At 73.1% G+C, this 14,201-nt stretch carries 14 protein-coding genes and 1 riboswitch; of the genes, 10 read left to right on the plus strand and 4 right to left on the minus strand.

All coding sequences use genetic code 11. The features are described 5' to 3' along the window. Positions 1 to 10: 10 nt before the first annotated feature. Positions 11 to 379, plus strand: a complete 369-nt coding sequence (locus tag C593_RS0105915) for a GroES family chaperonin (RefSeq protein WP_018846376.1) — start codon at positions 11 to 13, stop codon at positions 377 to 379. Positions 380 to 513: 134 nt separating this feature from the next. Beyond that, positions 514 to 578, plus strand: a riboswitch (guanidine-III (ykkC-III) riboswitch). Positions 579 to 613: 35 nt separating this feature from the next. After that, positions 614 to 934, plus strand: coding sequence for a DMT family transporter (locus tag C593_RS0105920; protein ID WP_018846377.1), 321 nt, complete (start codon positions 614 to 616; stop codon positions 932 to 934). 10 nt (positions 935 to 944) lie between these two features. Here C593_RS0105920 and C593_RS0105925 read toward each other — a convergent pair whose 3' ends face one another. Continuing rightward, positions 945 to 3,260 (minus strand): transglycosylase domain-containing protein, encoded by a 2,316-nt coding sequence (locus C593_RS0105925; RefSeq protein WP_018846378.1) that lies wholly within the window; start codon positions 3,258 to 3,260, stop codon positions 945 to 947. Between the two features lie 208 nt (positions 3,261 to 3,468). Here C593_RS0105925 and C593_RS0105930 point away from each other — a divergent pair, with 208 nt between their 5' ends. The 4 genes from C593_RS0105930 to C593_RS0105945 are packed head-to-tail and all read left to right on the plus strand — an operon-like array spanning position 3,469 to position 6,899. Beyond that, on the plus strand, positions 3,469 to 4,269 hold the full coding sequence (locus C593_RS0105930; RefSeq protein ID WP_026277396.1) for an ABC-2 family transporter protein: 801 nt from the start codon (positions 3,469 to 3,471) through the stop codon (positions 4,267 to 4,269). Further along, entirely contained in the window at positions 4,262 to 5,131 is an 870-nt protein-coding gene (locus C593_RS0105935) for an ABC-2 family transporter protein (RefSeq protein ID WP_018846380.1), read from the plus strand. The genes C593_RS0105930 and C593_RS0105935 overlap by 8 nt, the downstream gene beginning before the upstream one ends. A 39-nt stretch (positions 5,132 to 5,170) precedes the next feature. Beyond that, a complete protein-coding gene (locus C593_RS0105940) occupies positions 5,171 to 6,154 on the plus strand; it encodes an ATP-binding cassette domain-containing protein (RefSeq protein WP_018846381.1) in 984 nt (327 codons plus the stop codon). Positions 6,155 to 6,164: 10 nt separating this feature from the next. Then, positions 6,165 to 6,899, plus strand: coding sequence for a DUF1707 domain-containing protein (locus tag C593_RS0105945; RefSeq protein WP_018846382.1), 735 nt, complete (start codon positions 6,165 to 6,167; stop codon positions 6,897 to 6,899). A gap of 303 nt (positions 6,900 to 7,202) precedes the next feature. Here C593_RS0105945 and C593_RS0105950 read toward each other — a convergent pair whose 3' ends face one another. Then, complete coding sequence (locus C593_RS0105950) at positions 7,203 to 8,444, minus strand: SGNH/GDSL hydrolase family protein (protein ID WP_020610236.1); 1,242 nt, start codon at positions 8,442 to 8,444, stop codon at positions 7,203 to 7,205. Between the two features lie 101 nt (positions 8,445 to 8,545). On the opposite strand from C593_RS0105950, the gene C593_RS0105955 reads away from it, so the two are divergent. From C593_RS0105955 to C593_RS0105965, 3 genes are all read left to right on the plus strand, one after another. Further along, positions 8,546 to 10,132: a DUF445 domain-containing protein gene (locus tag C593_RS0105955; RefSeq protein ID WP_486591079.1), complete on the plus strand. Its 1,587-nt coding sequence runs from the start codon at positions 8,546 to 8,548 to the stop codon at positions 10,130 to 10,132. A gap of 161 nt (positions 10,133 to 10,293) precedes the next feature. Then, the gene (locus C593_RS28940) at positions 10,294 to 11,472 is read left to right on the plus strand and encodes a LuxR C-terminal-related transcriptional regulator (RefSeq protein ID WP_018846385.1); all 1,179 of its coding nucleotides are present in this window, start codon (positions 10,294 to 10,296) and stop codon (positions 11,470 to 11,472) included. 319 nt (positions 11,473 to 11,791) lie between these two features. Next, on the plus strand, positions 11,792 to 12,283 hold the full coding sequence (locus C593_RS0105965) for a GNAT family N-acetyltransferase (protein WP_018846386.1): 492 nt from the start codon (positions 11,792 to 11,794) through the stop codon (positions 12,281 to 12,283). A gap of 25 nt (positions 12,284 to 12,308) precedes the next feature. Here C593_RS0105965 and C593_RS0105970 read toward each other — a convergent pair whose 3' ends face one another. After that, entirely contained in the window at positions 12,309 to 12,518 is a 210-nt protein-coding gene (locus C593_RS0105970; RefSeq protein ID WP_018846387.1) for a DUF397 domain-containing protein, read from the minus strand. Continuing rightward, positions 12,515 to 13,363: a Scr1 family TA system antitoxin-like transcriptional regulator gene (locus C593_RS0105975; protein WP_018846388.1), complete on the minus strand. Its 849-nt coding sequence runs from the start codon at positions 13,361 to 13,363 to the stop codon at positions 12,515 to 12,517. The genes C593_RS0105970 and C593_RS0105975 overlap by 4 nt, the downstream gene beginning before the upstream one ends. Positions 13,364 to 13,557: 194 nt before the next feature. Between C593_RS0105975 and C593_RS0105980 the strand changes: the two genes are divergently transcribed. Continuing rightward, positions 13,558 to 14,187 carry an ATP-binding protein gene (locus C593_RS0105980; RefSeq protein ID WP_037744989.1) on the plus strand — a complete coding sequence of 210 codons (630 nt, stop codon included), beginning with the start codon at positions 13,558 to 13,560 and terminating at the stop codon, positions 14,185 to 14,187. Positions 14,188 to 14,201 lie beyond the last annotated feature (14 nt).

The following is a 14,201-nucleotide window of genomic DNA, read 5'->3' on the forward strand; positions in this document are numbered from 1 at the left end:
ATTTTGTCGCGTGAGCGCCAACAGTCATGAGCAGCGGACCCAGCACGCCACCCAGCACGACAAGCTTCCGATCCGGATGCTGCACGACCGTGTGCTGGTGCGGACCGACATCCCCGAGGGGGAGCGCCGGTCCAGCGGCGGCATCGTGATCCCGGCGACGGCGGCCGTGGGCCGGCGTCTGGCCTGGGCCGAGGTCGTCGCCGTCGGCCAGAACGTGCGCACGGTGGAGCTGGGCGACCGGGTGCTGTACGACCCGGAGGACCGGGCCGAGGTCGAGGTGCGCGGGGTGGCGTATGTGCTGATGCGCGAGCGGGATCTGCACGCGGTGGCGGCCGACCGCTTCCAGGGGTCGGAGGACTCCACCGGGCTGTATCTCTGAGACGTCGCTTCGCGAGGCTGAGGCTTCCCTCCGCGAGGCTGAGGCTTCCCTCCGCGAGGCGTGCCGAAGGGCCGGTGACCAGGTCACCGGCCCTTCGGCACGTCCGGGGCCCTTCGCCGCGTCCGCCCCCGGCCGCTTGCTACCGTGGGGGGACCCCGACGAGACGCGCCGTACCGGGTTTCCGCAAAGACGACGCACCTGAGTACGTGTCCCCGCGTTTCGGAAGGTGTCGTCATGGCCTGGGTTCTGCTGGTGGTCGCCGGTCTGCTGGAGGTCGGCTGGTCGATCGGGATGAAGTTCACGGACGGGTTCACCCGGCTCTGGCCCAGTGTGTTCACCGGTCTGGGGATCGTCGCGAGCATGGTGCTGCTGTCGCAGGCGGCGAAGTCCCTCCCCATCGGGACGGCCTACGGGGTGTGGGTCGGGATCGGTGCGGCGGGGGCCGCGGTCGTGGGCATGGTCGTCCTGGGTGAGCCGGTGACGGCGGCCCGGATCTTCTTCGTGTGCCTGCTGCTGGTGGCGGTCGTCGGCCTGAAGGCGACCTCCGGGCACTGAGCCCGGCCGGCTATCCGTGCGGGGCCGGCGCGGGGTCTGCCGGAGCGCCCGGCGCGGGGTCTGCCGGGGCGCCCGGCGTCGGGGGCGCGGGCGCACGGGTGGCCGGGCCGCTCGGGGCCGCCGGGGGTGCGGACGCCGGAGCCGGCGCCGGGGGGACGAGGGGGGCGACGGCTACGGGGGAGGGCCGCGAGCCCGCCGCCGGTCCGCCCGCCTGCTCGTCCCACGGCTGCTCCCGCACCTCGCCGGTCTCCCCCTCGGTCTCGCCGTCGCCGTCGCCCTCGCCCTCGCCGGGCGGGGGCTCCTCCTCGCGGATCTCCTCGGTGACCCGCAGATCGAAGTCGCTGACCTCGCTGCCTTCGAGGACGGCCGCCGTGTAGTCGGCCCAGATCTCGGCGGGCACCCCGCCGCCGTTGATCCGGGCCGCGCCGAGGGCGCCGTACAGCGGGGTCTGCGCGCCCGTCTTCGGGTTCTGGCCCATCACGGCGACCACGGTGACGAGGTCGGGGGTGTAGCCCGCGAACCAGGCGGCCCGGTCCTCCTCGGCGGTGCCGGTCTTGCCGGCGGCCGGGCGGCCGACCGCGCCGGCGGCGGCGCCGGTGCCGCCCTCCACCACGTTGCGCAGCACCGCGGTCGTGGTGTCGGCGGCCTCCCGGGAGACGGCCCGCCGGGTCGTGCGGTCGGGGAGGGCCACCTCGGTCCCGTTGCGGGTCAGCGACTCCACGATGGTGTGCGGGGTGCGCCGGCCGTGCGCCGCGAGGGTCGCGTACGCCTCGGCCATGTCGACCACGCTGGCGGTGGCGGGGCCGAGGGCGATCGAGGGGGAGGCGGTGAGGTCCGGGGTGGCGGCGGGCAGGCCGAGGGCGATGGCGGTGCGGCGGACCTCGTCGGGGCCGACGTCGACGGCCATCTGCGCGTAGACGGCGTTGACCGAATCGTCGGTGGCACGGCTGACGCTGAGCGGGCCGTAGGAGACGTCGTCCTCGTTCTCGGGGGTGTAGGCGGCGCCGGGCCAGCCCTGGACCGGGCGGGCGGAGGTGCCGTCGTACACGGTGTTGGGGGTGATCGGGCGGCCGTCCTGGGTGGTGGCGGAGTGCTCGACGGCGGCGGCGAAGACGAAGGGCTTGAACGTCGAGCCCACCTGGTAGTCGCGGCGGGTGGCGTTGTTGACGTACTGGCGGGTGTAGTCGACGCCGCCGTACATGGCGACCACCTTCCCGGTGGCCGGGTCGATGGAGGCGCCGCCGACGCGGACGTTGCGGTCGGCCTCGTTGCCCTCGTCGAGCCGGGAGGTGACGCGTTCGCCGACGGCCTCGGCGAAGGCGTCCTGCATACCGGGGTCGAGGGTGGTGGTGATCCGGTAGCCGCCGGCGGCCAGCGACTTCTCGTCCACGGTCCCGGTGCGGGCGAGGTACTCCTCGACGGCCTGCACGATGTAGCCGCGCTGGCCGGAGAGTCCGGGGGAGCGGCCGGCCTGCTGCGGGGCGGGGAAGCGCATGCCCGCGCGCTCGGCGGGGGTGAGCCAGCCCTCCTTGACCATGCCGTCGAGGACGTAGTTCCAGCGGGCGAGGGCGGCGCCCCGGTTCTGCGGGTGGGTGGTGATGTCGTACTGGCTGGGGGCGTTGAGCAGGGAGGCGAGGTAGGCGCCCTCGGCGGTGCCGAGGTCGGCCGCGTCCTTGCCGTAGTAGGCGTGGGCGGCGGCCTGGATGCCGTAGGCGTTGCGGCCGAAGTAGCTGGTGTTGAGGTAGCCGCGCAGGATCTCGTCCTTGCTCTGCTCGCGGCCGAGCTTCACCGCGATGAAGAACTCCTTCACCTTGCGGGTGACGGTCTGCTCCTGGGCGAGGTAGTAGTTCTTGACGTACTGCTGGGTGATGGTCGAACCGGACTGGCGGCCCTTGCCGGTGACGGTGTTCCAGCCCGCGCGGACCATCGCCAGGGGGTCGATCGCGGGCGCGGAGTAGAAGTCCCGGTCCTCGGCGGCGAGGACGGCCCGCCGGACGGTGAGCGGGACCTCGGTGAGCCGGACGTTCTCGCGGTTGACGTCCCCGTCGCGGGCGATCTGGGTGCCGTCGCGGTAGAGGTAGACATTGGTCTGCGCGGTCGCGGAGGCGTTGGCCGCCGGGATGTCGACGAGCAGATAGCCGGCGGTCAGCCCGCCGGCGGTCAGGAGTGCGACGAGCAGCGCCGCGCCGAGGACCATGCGCCAGGTGGGGATGACGCGGCGCCAGCCGGTGCGTCTGCGGCGGGCCTTGGCAGCCTCGGGGCCGGTGGCTCCGGCGACGGTGGCGTCCCGGGGGGTCCAGCGCTCCTGCTGTGACTCGTCACTCATGTCCCCATAGTGCACTTTTGTCCGTCTTATCCCTTTGATCTGGGCGCGTCGTCCCGGGGCGTTGATCCGGGCCGTCGCCCGGGCGCGGGGGCGCGGCGGAGGCCGGAAAAGCGCTCGCGGGGGCCGGGCGGACCTGGCTAGGGTCGTGCGCTTTGGTACCGGCCGGCAGGGCCGGGCGCCCGGGCGGACGAAGGGGGTGCGGGCTGTGGTGCGGCTCTATGCGGTCGTCGCAGCGGGTGGGTTCCGCCGCTATGCCACCTATCGTGTGGCCACGGCCGCGGGGGTGTTCACCAACACCGTCTTCGGCTTCATCGTGGCGTACACCTATATGGCCCTGTGGGACGCCCGGCCCGGACTCGGGGGATACGACCAGTCCCAGGCCCTCACCTATGTATGGCTCGGCCAGGCCCTGCTGATGACCTGCGCCATGATGGGCGGCGGCTTCGAGGACGAACTCGTCGAGCGCATCCGCACCGGTGACATCGCGGTCGACCTCTACCGCCCCGCCGACCTCCAACTGTGGTGGCTGGCGGGCGACCTGGGGCGGGCCGCGTTCCATCTCCTCGGCCGGGGCATCGTGCCGATGGCCGTGGGTGCCCTCGCCTTCGACCTGGCGCTGCCCGCCTCCCCGTTCTCCTGGCTCGCCTTCCTCCTCGCCGTCGCGCTGGGGGTCGTGGTGAGCTTCGCGTTCCGCTTCCTGGTCGCCCTCTCCGCTTTCTGGCTGCTGGACGGGGCGGGGGTGCTCCAGATCTGCTGGCTCGCCACCATGTTCTTCTCCGGGATGCTGCTGCCGCTGAACGTCTTCCCCGGCGCCCTCGGCGAGGTCGCCCGCGCGCTGCCCTGGTCCTCGCTGCTCCAGATCCCGGCGGACGTCTTCCTCGGCCGGCACACCGGCTGGGACCTGGCCGGTGCCTACGCCTTCCAGGCCGGCTGGGCCCTGGCCCTGCTCGCGGCCGGCCGGGCCCTCCAGACGGCCGCGACCCGCCGGGTGGTGGTCCAGGGTGGCTGAGACGGTGAGCCGGGAACCGGCCGCGCGGGGCGCCCGGGCCCCGGGGGAGGAGCCCCGGGCGCTCGGCGCGCTGCGGGCGTACGGGCTGATCGTCGCGATGTGGGTGCGCTCCACGATGACCTACCGGCTGTCGTTCGCCATGACGGCGCTCGGCAACCTCACCGGGACCGCCTTCGACTTCGTGACGATCCTGCTGATGTTCTCGCACGTCGACGCCCTCGGCGGCTGGTCGCTGCCCGAGATCGCCTTCCTGTACGGGACGACCAGCACCGCCTTCGGGCTGGCGGACCTGCTGCTCGGCTCCATGGAACGGCTCGGCCGGCGGGTCCGCGACGGCACCCTGGACACCCTGCTGGTCCGGCCCGCCCCGGTGCTCGCCCAGGTCGCCGCCGACCGGTTCGCGCTGCGCCGGCTCGGCCGGATCGCCCAGGGGCTGCTCGTCCTCGGCTGGTCGCTCCTCGCCCTGGACGTCGAGTGGACCCTCACCCGGGCGGCGGCGGTGCCGTTCATGGTGGTCTGCGGGACCGCCGTCTACGGGGCGGTCTTCGTCCTGGGCGCGGCGTTCCAGTTCTGGGCGCAGGACGCCACCCAGGTGCAGAACTCGTTCACCTACGGAGGCAACACCCTCCTCCAGTACCCGCCCTCGATCTTCGGCAAGGACCTGGTGCGCGGGGTGACCTTCGTCGTGCCGCTCGCCTTCGTCAACTGGGTGCCGTCGGTCTACGTCCTGGGCCGGGAGTACCCCGTCGGCATCCCCGGCTGGTTCGCGCTGCTGCCGCCCGTGGTCGCCGCGCTCTGCCTGGCGCTCGCCGGGCTGGCCTGGCGGCGGGGGCTCCGCTCGTACCGCAGCACCGGCAACTGACACGATCCCGGACACGGAAGGAAGGAGAGTCCCGCACCCATGGACGGCAGCGGCGGCTTCATCGAACTCGACGGCGTGGCGAAGAATTTCGAGGTCCGACGCCGGGCGGGCCGGTTCCGGCGCGAGCGGCACACCGTGCGCGCGGTCGACGGGATCTCGTTCACCGTGCCGCGCGGCGAGATGGTCGGCTACATCGGCCCGAACGGCGCCGGGAAGTCCACCACCATCAAGATGCTCACCGGCATCCTCACCCCCAGCGCCGGGCGGCTGCGCGTCGCCGGGGTCGATCCGGCCCGTGAACGCACCCGCCTGGCCCGGCGCATCGGCGTCGTCTTCGGCCAGCGCACCACCCTGTGGTGGGACCTGCCGCTGCGCGACTCCTACCGCCTGATGCACCGCATGTACCGGATCCCCGACGCGGTCTTCCGGGCCAACCTGGAGCGCTGCGTCGAACTGCTGGACCTGGCCGGGCTGCTGGAGGTCCCGGTCCGCCAGCTCTCCCTCGGCCAGCGGATGCGGGGCGACATCGCCGCCGCCCTGCTGCACGACCCCGAGGTCCTGTACCTGGACGAGCCGACGATCGGACTGGACGTCGTCTCCAAGGCGAAGGTGCGCGGCTTCCTGCGCGACCTCAACGCCGAACGCGGCACCACCGTGCTGCTGACCACCCACGACCTGACCGACATCGAGCAACTCTGCAAGCGGGTCATGGTCATCGACCACGGCCGCCTGATGTACGACGGCGCTCTCGCCGGGCTGCACGAGGTCGGCGAGAGCGAACGGACCCTCGTGGTGGACCTGGAACGCGAACTGCCGCCCATCGAACTCGCCGGGGCGCGCACGATCCGCACCGAGGGCCCCCGGCAGTGGCTCGCCTTCCCCGCCGCCCGCTCCGCCGCGCCCCTCGTGGCCGCCCTGGCCGAGGCGTACCCGCTGGTCGATCTCTCCGTACGGGAACCGGACATCGAGGCGGTGATCGCGAAGATGTACGCGGACCGTCCGGCCGGCTCGGACAGGCCTTAGGCTGGTCGGCATGACGAGCGAACTCCCCGAGATGAGAGCGTCCGACTCCGAACGGGAGAGGGTCGCCGAGCGGCTGCGCGACGCGGTCGCCGAGGGGCGTCTGGACATGGACGAGTTCGAACAGCGCCTGGACGCCACGTACCGGGCGCGCACACACGGTGAACTCGCGCCCCTGGTGCAGGATCTGCCCGCCCCCGGCGCGGCCGCCGGGCCCGCCGTCGCCGACCCGGCCGCCGCGCCCGCCCGCACCAACTGGCGGGAGCGCATCGGCGTGCCCGCGACCTCCCGGAACGCGTTCGCGTTCTGGGGTGGGTTCAGCCGGCGCGGAAGCTGGACGATCGGCCGTGGGTTCAACGCGGTCGTGCTGATGGCGGGCGGCGAACTTGACCTGCGCGAGGCCCGGTTCGAGGCCGAGGAGACGGTCATCACCTGCGTCGCCGTCATGGGCGGGGTGTCGGTGGTCGTGCCGCCGGACCTGAACGTCGAGGTCACCGGCATCGGCCTGATGGGCGGCTTCGCCGAGGAGGGCACCGTCGACCGGGCCCCCGCCCCGGACGCACCGCGCGTCGTGGTCCGGGGACTCGCCGTGATGGGCGGGGTGGCCGTGGAGCGCAAGCGCACCCGTGCGGAGAAGCAGCGCCTGAAGACGGAGCGCGCGGAGCGGCTCCGGCTGGAGAAGGAGCAGGAGCGCGAGGAGAGGGAGCGGGCGCGGCTGGAGAAGCGGCTGCGCAAGGACCTGGACTGAGGCCGGAGCGCGGCGAGCCGGTCGCGCGCCGCGGGGGTGCGCCGCGGTGGTGCGCCGCGGGGGTGCGCCGCGGGGGTGCGCCGCGGGGGTGCGCCGCGGGGGTGCGCCGCGGGGGTGCCGTGCTCGCGCCGCGAGTCGGTCGCGCGCCGCGGGGGTGCGCTGTGGTGGTGCCGCGCTCGCCTTGAGAGTCGGTCGCGCTGTGCTCGCGCCGCGTTCTCGTGGAGTGCGCGGAGGGCCCGGGGACGGTTGGCGGCCGTTCCCGGGCCCTCGTGCGTGCGCCCTCTCGCGGGCGCGGGAGGGGCGTCAGAGCGTCCGCAGGCTCACCGTCTCCGCCATCCGCGCGTACCCCGCGTCGCTCGGGTGCAGATGGTCACCGGAGTCGTACAGCGGGTACAGCCGCTGCGGCGCGTACGGGTCGCGCAGGGCCCGGTCGAAGTCGACGACCGCGTCGAAGATGCCGCCCGCGCGGATCGCCTCGTTGATCTCCACCCGGGCCGACTGCACGGCCGGGGTGCAGAACCGGTGCCCGCCGCACGGCAGCACCGTCGCGCCCACCACCCGCAGGCCCTCCGCCCGGGCCCGCGCGGCGAGTTCCCGGTAGCCGGCGACCACCTCGGCCGCCGGCGGCGTGTACCGGTCGCGCAGCAGGTCGTTGATGCCGACGGCGACGACGACCGTGCGCACTCCGGACCGGTCCAGCACGTCCCGCCGGAGGCGGTCGAGGGTGCTGGGGCCGCGGCCCTCGGTGAGCAGCCGATTGCCGCTGATGCCCTGGTTGAGCACGCCGTAGCGGCCGCCGAGGCGGTCGGCCAGGACGTCCGGCCAGCGCAGGTTGGCGTCGAGCGTGGAGGAGACTCCGTCGGTGATCGAGTCGCCGACCGTGACCACCGCGCCCTGCGCCTGTGAGGTGAGCACGTCGACGGCGGTGACGTGGTGCCAGGAGGTGGTCCGCCCCGTGTAGGCCTCCCCGGTCTCGTCGCCGGTCCGTTCGCCGTCGGCGGTGTACGAGGTCTGGCGCGCCTGCGGGTGCATGGTCGCCGGGCCGCCGGGCGCGGGGGTGTGGACGCTGATCAGCAGATCGCCGTCGTAGGGGATGCGCAGCGCGACCGGGTCGCTGACCAGGTGCCCGCCGGGGGCGATGGTCACGGTGTGTGCTCCGTCGAACACGACCGGGCGCACGGTGCCGGGCACCGCCGCCGCGCCGCCCGCCCGGACGGCGAGGGAGACGGCGGAGATGTGCAGGGGCACGGTGCCGTAGAGGTTGGAGAGGGTGACGCGAGCGGCGGTACCGCCGATGCTCGTGTGCACGACGTTGCGCACGGAGCGACCGTCCCGGCCGCTGGGGGAGCCGAGCGGGGTGCCGGCCGGAGCCGCGACCACCGGGCTCGCCGCCCAGGTGCCGATCCAGACGGGAGCGGCTGCCGGAGGTGTACGCAGGGCCGGCCGGTCCTTCGCGGCGCCGACCCCGAGGTAGATACCGCCACATATCGCGACAATGGCGGCCATGAGGGCTGCGAGACTCGCATACCCCTGACGCTTGTTCATGCACACATCATCCTGTACGTCCCGGGAACTCGGCGCGCCGCCCGGGAGTCCACGAGTCAGGGACAATGCGTACGGTACGTACGCGCGAACGGGTGGAGCGCATGGAACGCACAGAACCGGATGAGCCGGACGCGACGGGTCGCACTTCGGGCGCGGGGCCGGGCGGGGTCACGCCGCCCGCCGGGGATGCGCCGGAGCGGGGCGGCGAGACCCGTGCGGCCCGTGCGGTCGGACCGGACGGCGGGGGACCGGCCCCGGGAGCCGGGGAGGACCGGGCCGCGGGCCGGGCGCGCCCGGCGGGTCCGGCCGGGGCGCCGGACTACGGTGCCGTGCCGGACACCTCCGCGCGGGCGCTCGCGGCCGGGAAGACGGCCGCCGGGCCCGGCGGGGTGCTCGCGGCCCCCGCGCCCGGCGGCGGGCTGCCCGGGTTCGCGTACACCGCCGCCGACGAGGAGAAGCGCCGCGGCGTGCGCCGGATGAAGGCCACGGCCACCGGCCTGCTCCTCTTCGTCGCCGTCGTCTACGCCCTCGCCACCTGGGCCGAGAAGTCCGGCGCCGGCGCCTGGGCCGGATACGTCGCCGCCGCCGCCGAGGCCGGCATGGTCGGCGCCCTCGCCGACTGGTTCGCCGTCACCGCGCTGTTCCGCCACCCCCTCGGCATCCCCATCCCGCACACCGCGATCATCCCCAACAAGAAGGACCAGCTCGGCGCGTCCCTCGGCGCGTTCGTGGGCGAGAACTTCCTCTCCGAGGGCGTCGTGCGGACCCGTCTGCGCTCCCTCGGTATCAGCCGTCGCCTCGGGAGCTGGCTCGCCGACCCCGCGCACGCGGACCGCGTCACCGCCGAGCTGTCGACGGCGCTGCGCGGCGCGCTCACCGTGCTGCGGGACTCCGACGTCCAGGCGGTCGTCGGCGAGGCCATCACGCGTCGCGCCGAGGCCGCCGAGATCGCGCCGGGGGTCGGCAAGACCCTGCAGAAGGTCGTCGCCGACGGCGCCCACCACCGTGCCGTCGACCTGATCTGCGCCCGCGCCCACGACTGGCTGGTGCTGCACGCCGACTCCGTGATGACCGCCGTCGAGGGCGGCGCCCCCGGCTGGACCCCCCGCTTCGTGGACCGCCGGGTCGGCGAGCGCGTCTACCGCGAACTGCTGCGCTTCGTCACCGAGATGCGCGACATGCCGGGCCACCCGGCCCGCGGCGCGATCGACCGCTTCCTCGCCGACTTCGCGTCCGACCTCCAGTCCGACACCGAGACCCGGGACCGCGTCGAGCGCCTCAAGTCCGAGCTGCTGTCCCGCTCCGAGGTGCAGGACGTCATCGCCTCGGCGTGGTCCTCGGTCCGCGGCATGATCATCTCGGCCGCCGAGGACGACCGCAGCGAACTCCGGCTGCGCGCACGGGCCTCGCTCCTGTCGCTGGGCGCGAAGCTCGCCTCGGACGAACGCCTCCAGGCCAAGGTGGACGGCTGGGTCGAGGACGCGGCGGTGTACGTGGTGACGACCTACCGCGGCGAGATCACCTCGCTGATCTCGGACACGATCGCCGGCTGGGACGCGGAGCAGACCTCCCGCAAGATCGAGGCGAACATCGGGCGGGACCTCCAGTTCATCCGGATCAACGGCACGGTGGTCGGCGCGCTGGCGGGCCTGTTGATCCACACGGTGGCGCACGCGCTCGGCGGCTGACGGCCGGGCCGGGCCTGGCCCGGCCGGGCGGCGGGTCGGGCCTGGCCTAGCGGGGTCGGGCCGGGTCGGCGGCGGGTCACCGCCGTGGCCGGCTCGCCGAACACCTCACCGGACGCGGTCTCGCCGAGCGCTACATCTTCGGTCTGCGCGCCTGGGACGCGATGGTCCGCGGCGAGAGCGCCAAGATCGCGCTCGACTACGCGGAGAAGGCCCTCGGCGACGGCCTGAGCTGGACGGACGAGCAGTGGGGCTTCGAGGTGCCCGTCCTCGTCGCGCTCACCTTCATGTACTGCGACCAGCCGGGGCGCGCCGAGGACCTCTTCCAGCAGGGCATCCGCGAATGCGAGACCAAGGGCTGGCGCGGCGCGCACCTGTCCTTCGGCTACACCCTCCTCGGGTACATCCGCTACCGCCGCGGGCGCCTCGACGACGCAGAGACCCTGGTGCGCGCGGGACTGCGGATCGCGGACCGGGTCGGGCACATGGTGCCCGCGCAGTACTTCGCCATCGGCATCCTCGTCGAGATCCTGCTCGCCCGGGGCCGTACGGCGGAGGCGCAGGAGCTGGCCGCCGCGTACAACTACGGCGACGTGGTGCCGAGCGCGGTGGTCTACCCGGACGCCGAGACCGTCCACAGCGAGCTGCTGCTCGCCCTCGGCCGGCGGCGCGAGGCCGAACAGCGGCTGGCCCGGGTGGGGCTGCGGCTGGAGGCACGCGGGATGCGGAACCCGACGTGGTGCCCGTGGCGGCTGCATCTGGCCCGTGCGACGGACGATCCGGAACGCGCCCTCGAACTGGCCAGGGAGGGGCTGGAGCTGGCCCGCAGGTTCGGCACCGAGTCGGCGATCGGGCAGGCTCTGCACGCGACGGCCTCGATCAGCGCGGGCACGCGCAGGCTCGACCTGCTGGCGGAGGCCGTGGCGCACTTCGAGCGCTCCCCGGCCGGGTACGAACTGGCCTGCGCCCTGGTGGACCACGGCGTCGCCCTCCGCCGGGCCGGGCTCCGCCAGGAGGCGGGCGAGCGGCTGCACCGCGGCCTGGAGGAGGCCGTCCGGTGCGGGGCCGACGGGCTGGCGGCCCGGGCCCGCGCGGAGCTGGACGCGACCGGGCTGCTGCCGCTCCAACTGCGCACGGCGGCGACGCAGTCGCTCACCGCGCAGGAGCGGTCGGTGGCGGAGTGGGCCGCCGCGGGCTGGTCCAGCGACCGGATCGCGGAGGAACTGGACACGTCCGCGGCCGCGGTGGACCGCCTGCTCTCCGACATCTACCGCAAGGTCGGCTCCGACCGCGCGGGCCTGTCCCGCCTCCTGGGCGGCCAGGGACCGGGGCTCATGGGGTGACCCGGCTCCGGCCGGCCGCGCCCCCGCGCGTGCGGTGCCGGGTCCGTGCGGTGCCGGTCCCGCCCGGCGGACCGCCCGGGAGCCGGTCGCGCGCGTCGAGCAGCGCGCCGGGGGCGGGACCGTTCCCTGCCGTACGGTCCCGCCCCGGCGCACCTCGGGGCCCTGGCCGGAGACACCGGGCCGGCCTCGGCCCCATGGGGAGGTACCGGTATGTACGGACGCGGGGGGTGCGGTGTTCATTCGGCCCCGAAACCCTTCCACCGGCGTCCGAGGGGTGAATTCGCTACCCCGTCCCGCCCGCCCCCATCACAATCCGGCCATGGACATTCGCACCGCGCACTCTGCGGACCTGCCCGGCTTCCTCGCGCTCGCCGCCGAGGTCGAGCACTGGTTCGGCCCGATGGTCGAGGACCCCGGCTTCCGCGACGCCGTCCTGCACCACATCGCCACCTCGACGGCCCTCGCCGCAACGGCCCCCGCTGATCCGGACGCGGGACAACGCCTCCTGGGCGGACTCCTGTTCGGTCCCGGTGACGCGGTCCGCCGGACCCACCACGTCCACTGGCTCGTCGTCTCCGCCCGCGCCCACGGCACCGGCGTGGGCCGCGCCCTGCTGACGGAGGCCCTGACCCGCCACGTACGCGCCCCGGCGACGGTCGAGGTCGTCACCTTCGGCCCGGACCACCCCGGAGCCGTCACGAGCGGCGCCCGCGTCTTCTACGAACGCCTCGGCTTCGCCCCCGCCGAGCCGACCACCCCGGGCCCGGAGGGCGGCTCCCGCCAGGTCTTCCGGCTGCACGTCCCGGCGTGACGCCGGGGCCGACGCCCCTGCGCCTTCAACTCTGCGGCTGCGCGCTGATCCGGGCGACGAACACCCCCCACGCCGCGCTGGAGAACATGAGCCTGCCACCCTTCGGAAGTTTGCTGTCCCGGACCAGGACGGCCGATGCCCACCGAGCCGTCTCGACGCACTCGCCTCCGGACCCGTTGCTGTAGCTGCTCTTGAACCAGTGCAGGTGGTCGGCCGGGTGGGGGGCCTTGTTCATGAGTACGAATCCTCCAGAACGCGCTTGATCAGTTCGACCGATCGCGGCGGGCTCGAAGCGACGGCCCGTAGATTGTCGTACGCGCGGGTGTACTCGTCCACGTCGCTCGGGGCCTCCAGGTAGATGGCGTCGGTGAGGCCGTCGCGATAGACCACGTCAGGATCTTCCTGCTCGGGGAAGCCGAGGATCGTGAAGGCTCCCGTTGCGGGGTAGGTGCCCGCGTCGAAGGGAAGCACCTGCAGCGTCACGTTCTTGCTGGACGCGACGTCGAGCATGCGCGTCAACTGATGCTTCATCAGCTTCCGGTCCCCCACGACGTGGTGCAGCACGCTCTCGTGCACGATGCACCAGAGGCTCGGGCCCTCGGCCGTGGCGAGTCTGCTCTGCCGTTCCATGCGGACGTGGACGGCTCGCTCGACGGCCTCAGCGGCGAGTTGGTTCGTCGCGCGGTGCAGTTCCGCCGCGTACTCCGGTGTCTGCATCAGCCCAGGGACGAACTCGCACTGGTACTGCCGGAGGCTCGACGCGTCCTGCTCCAGGCCGATGTAGACCGAGAACCACTGCGGCACGCCGGCTCCATGCGCATGCCACCAGCCCCTGATCTTCGAGTCCTTGGCGAGTGACTTCAGAAACTCCCGTAGCTCGTCGGTGGTCTCGTAGAAGCGGCAGAGCGCGTCCACGTCAGAGGGCTGGACGCGGCCGCTACCCGTCTCCATGCGGTTCACCTTCGAACCACTCCAGTCAAGCTCCTCGCCCACCTGGTTGCAGGTGAGCTTGTGTTCTTCGCGCAGCTTCTTGAGCTCGATCGCCAGACGGCGACGACGGGCGGTGGGCGAGCCGGCCAAATCAACACCTCGTTTGAGTAGAGGAGTTCAGTTTCCCCCGGCGGGTCCTACAGGCCAATCACTCGATCCAGCGAATCCCGCCGTGCACATTGCATGGAGATTATTGCTCCTGCCATGCTCCGGAGGGCCGCACGGTGAGTGAGTCTCATGTGGCTTTCGGTCACGAGGGTGAGGGGTTGTCGTCAGTGCAGTGCATGCGTCGCAAACCGCTTCAGCTGCTGTTCACGGCTGAACCACAAGAAGTCGCAGGTCTTCGGCATGTCACTCGTCTCCATCTGGAGGCATGGGGGTTACCCGACACCGTCCAGGCCGCGCAGATCTGTGTGAGCGAGCTGAGTACGAACGTGATCAAGCACGTCGGCGTCGGCACGCCCGCCACGCTCGCGCTCTCGATGTCCGGCACGAGACTTCGAATCGAGGTCCACGACCCGGATTGCCTCTCACTGCCCGCGTTCCGTGCCTCCGGGAAGGACGATGAGAGGGGGCGCGGTCTCGCGTTGGTGGAGGCCGTCTCGGAGTCCTGGGGCGTGCTTCTGCGGGGAGAGTCGAAAGTCACCTGGTGTGAGCTCGGTACGAGGCTGGACGTGCCGGGCGGGCATGTGGAAACGCCGGCTGTGCAGCGAGCCGGTGTGCTGCTCGGTCTTTACGGGCGTGTGGCCCGAGGGCAGTTAGCTGGAGGCAGTCGATTGGGCGTGGCGATCGCCGAGGAAGCCGCGGTGGACATGGTTGCGGACTTGATGGCGTGGCTGCGGGCACATGGCCTCGACGTGGATGCTGTCCTCGACCGTGCCGAGATGCATTGCCGGGCGGAGTTCGGCAGCTGAGCTTCGGCTCGCAG

This window comes from Streptomyces sp. CNT372, assembly GCF_000377145.1.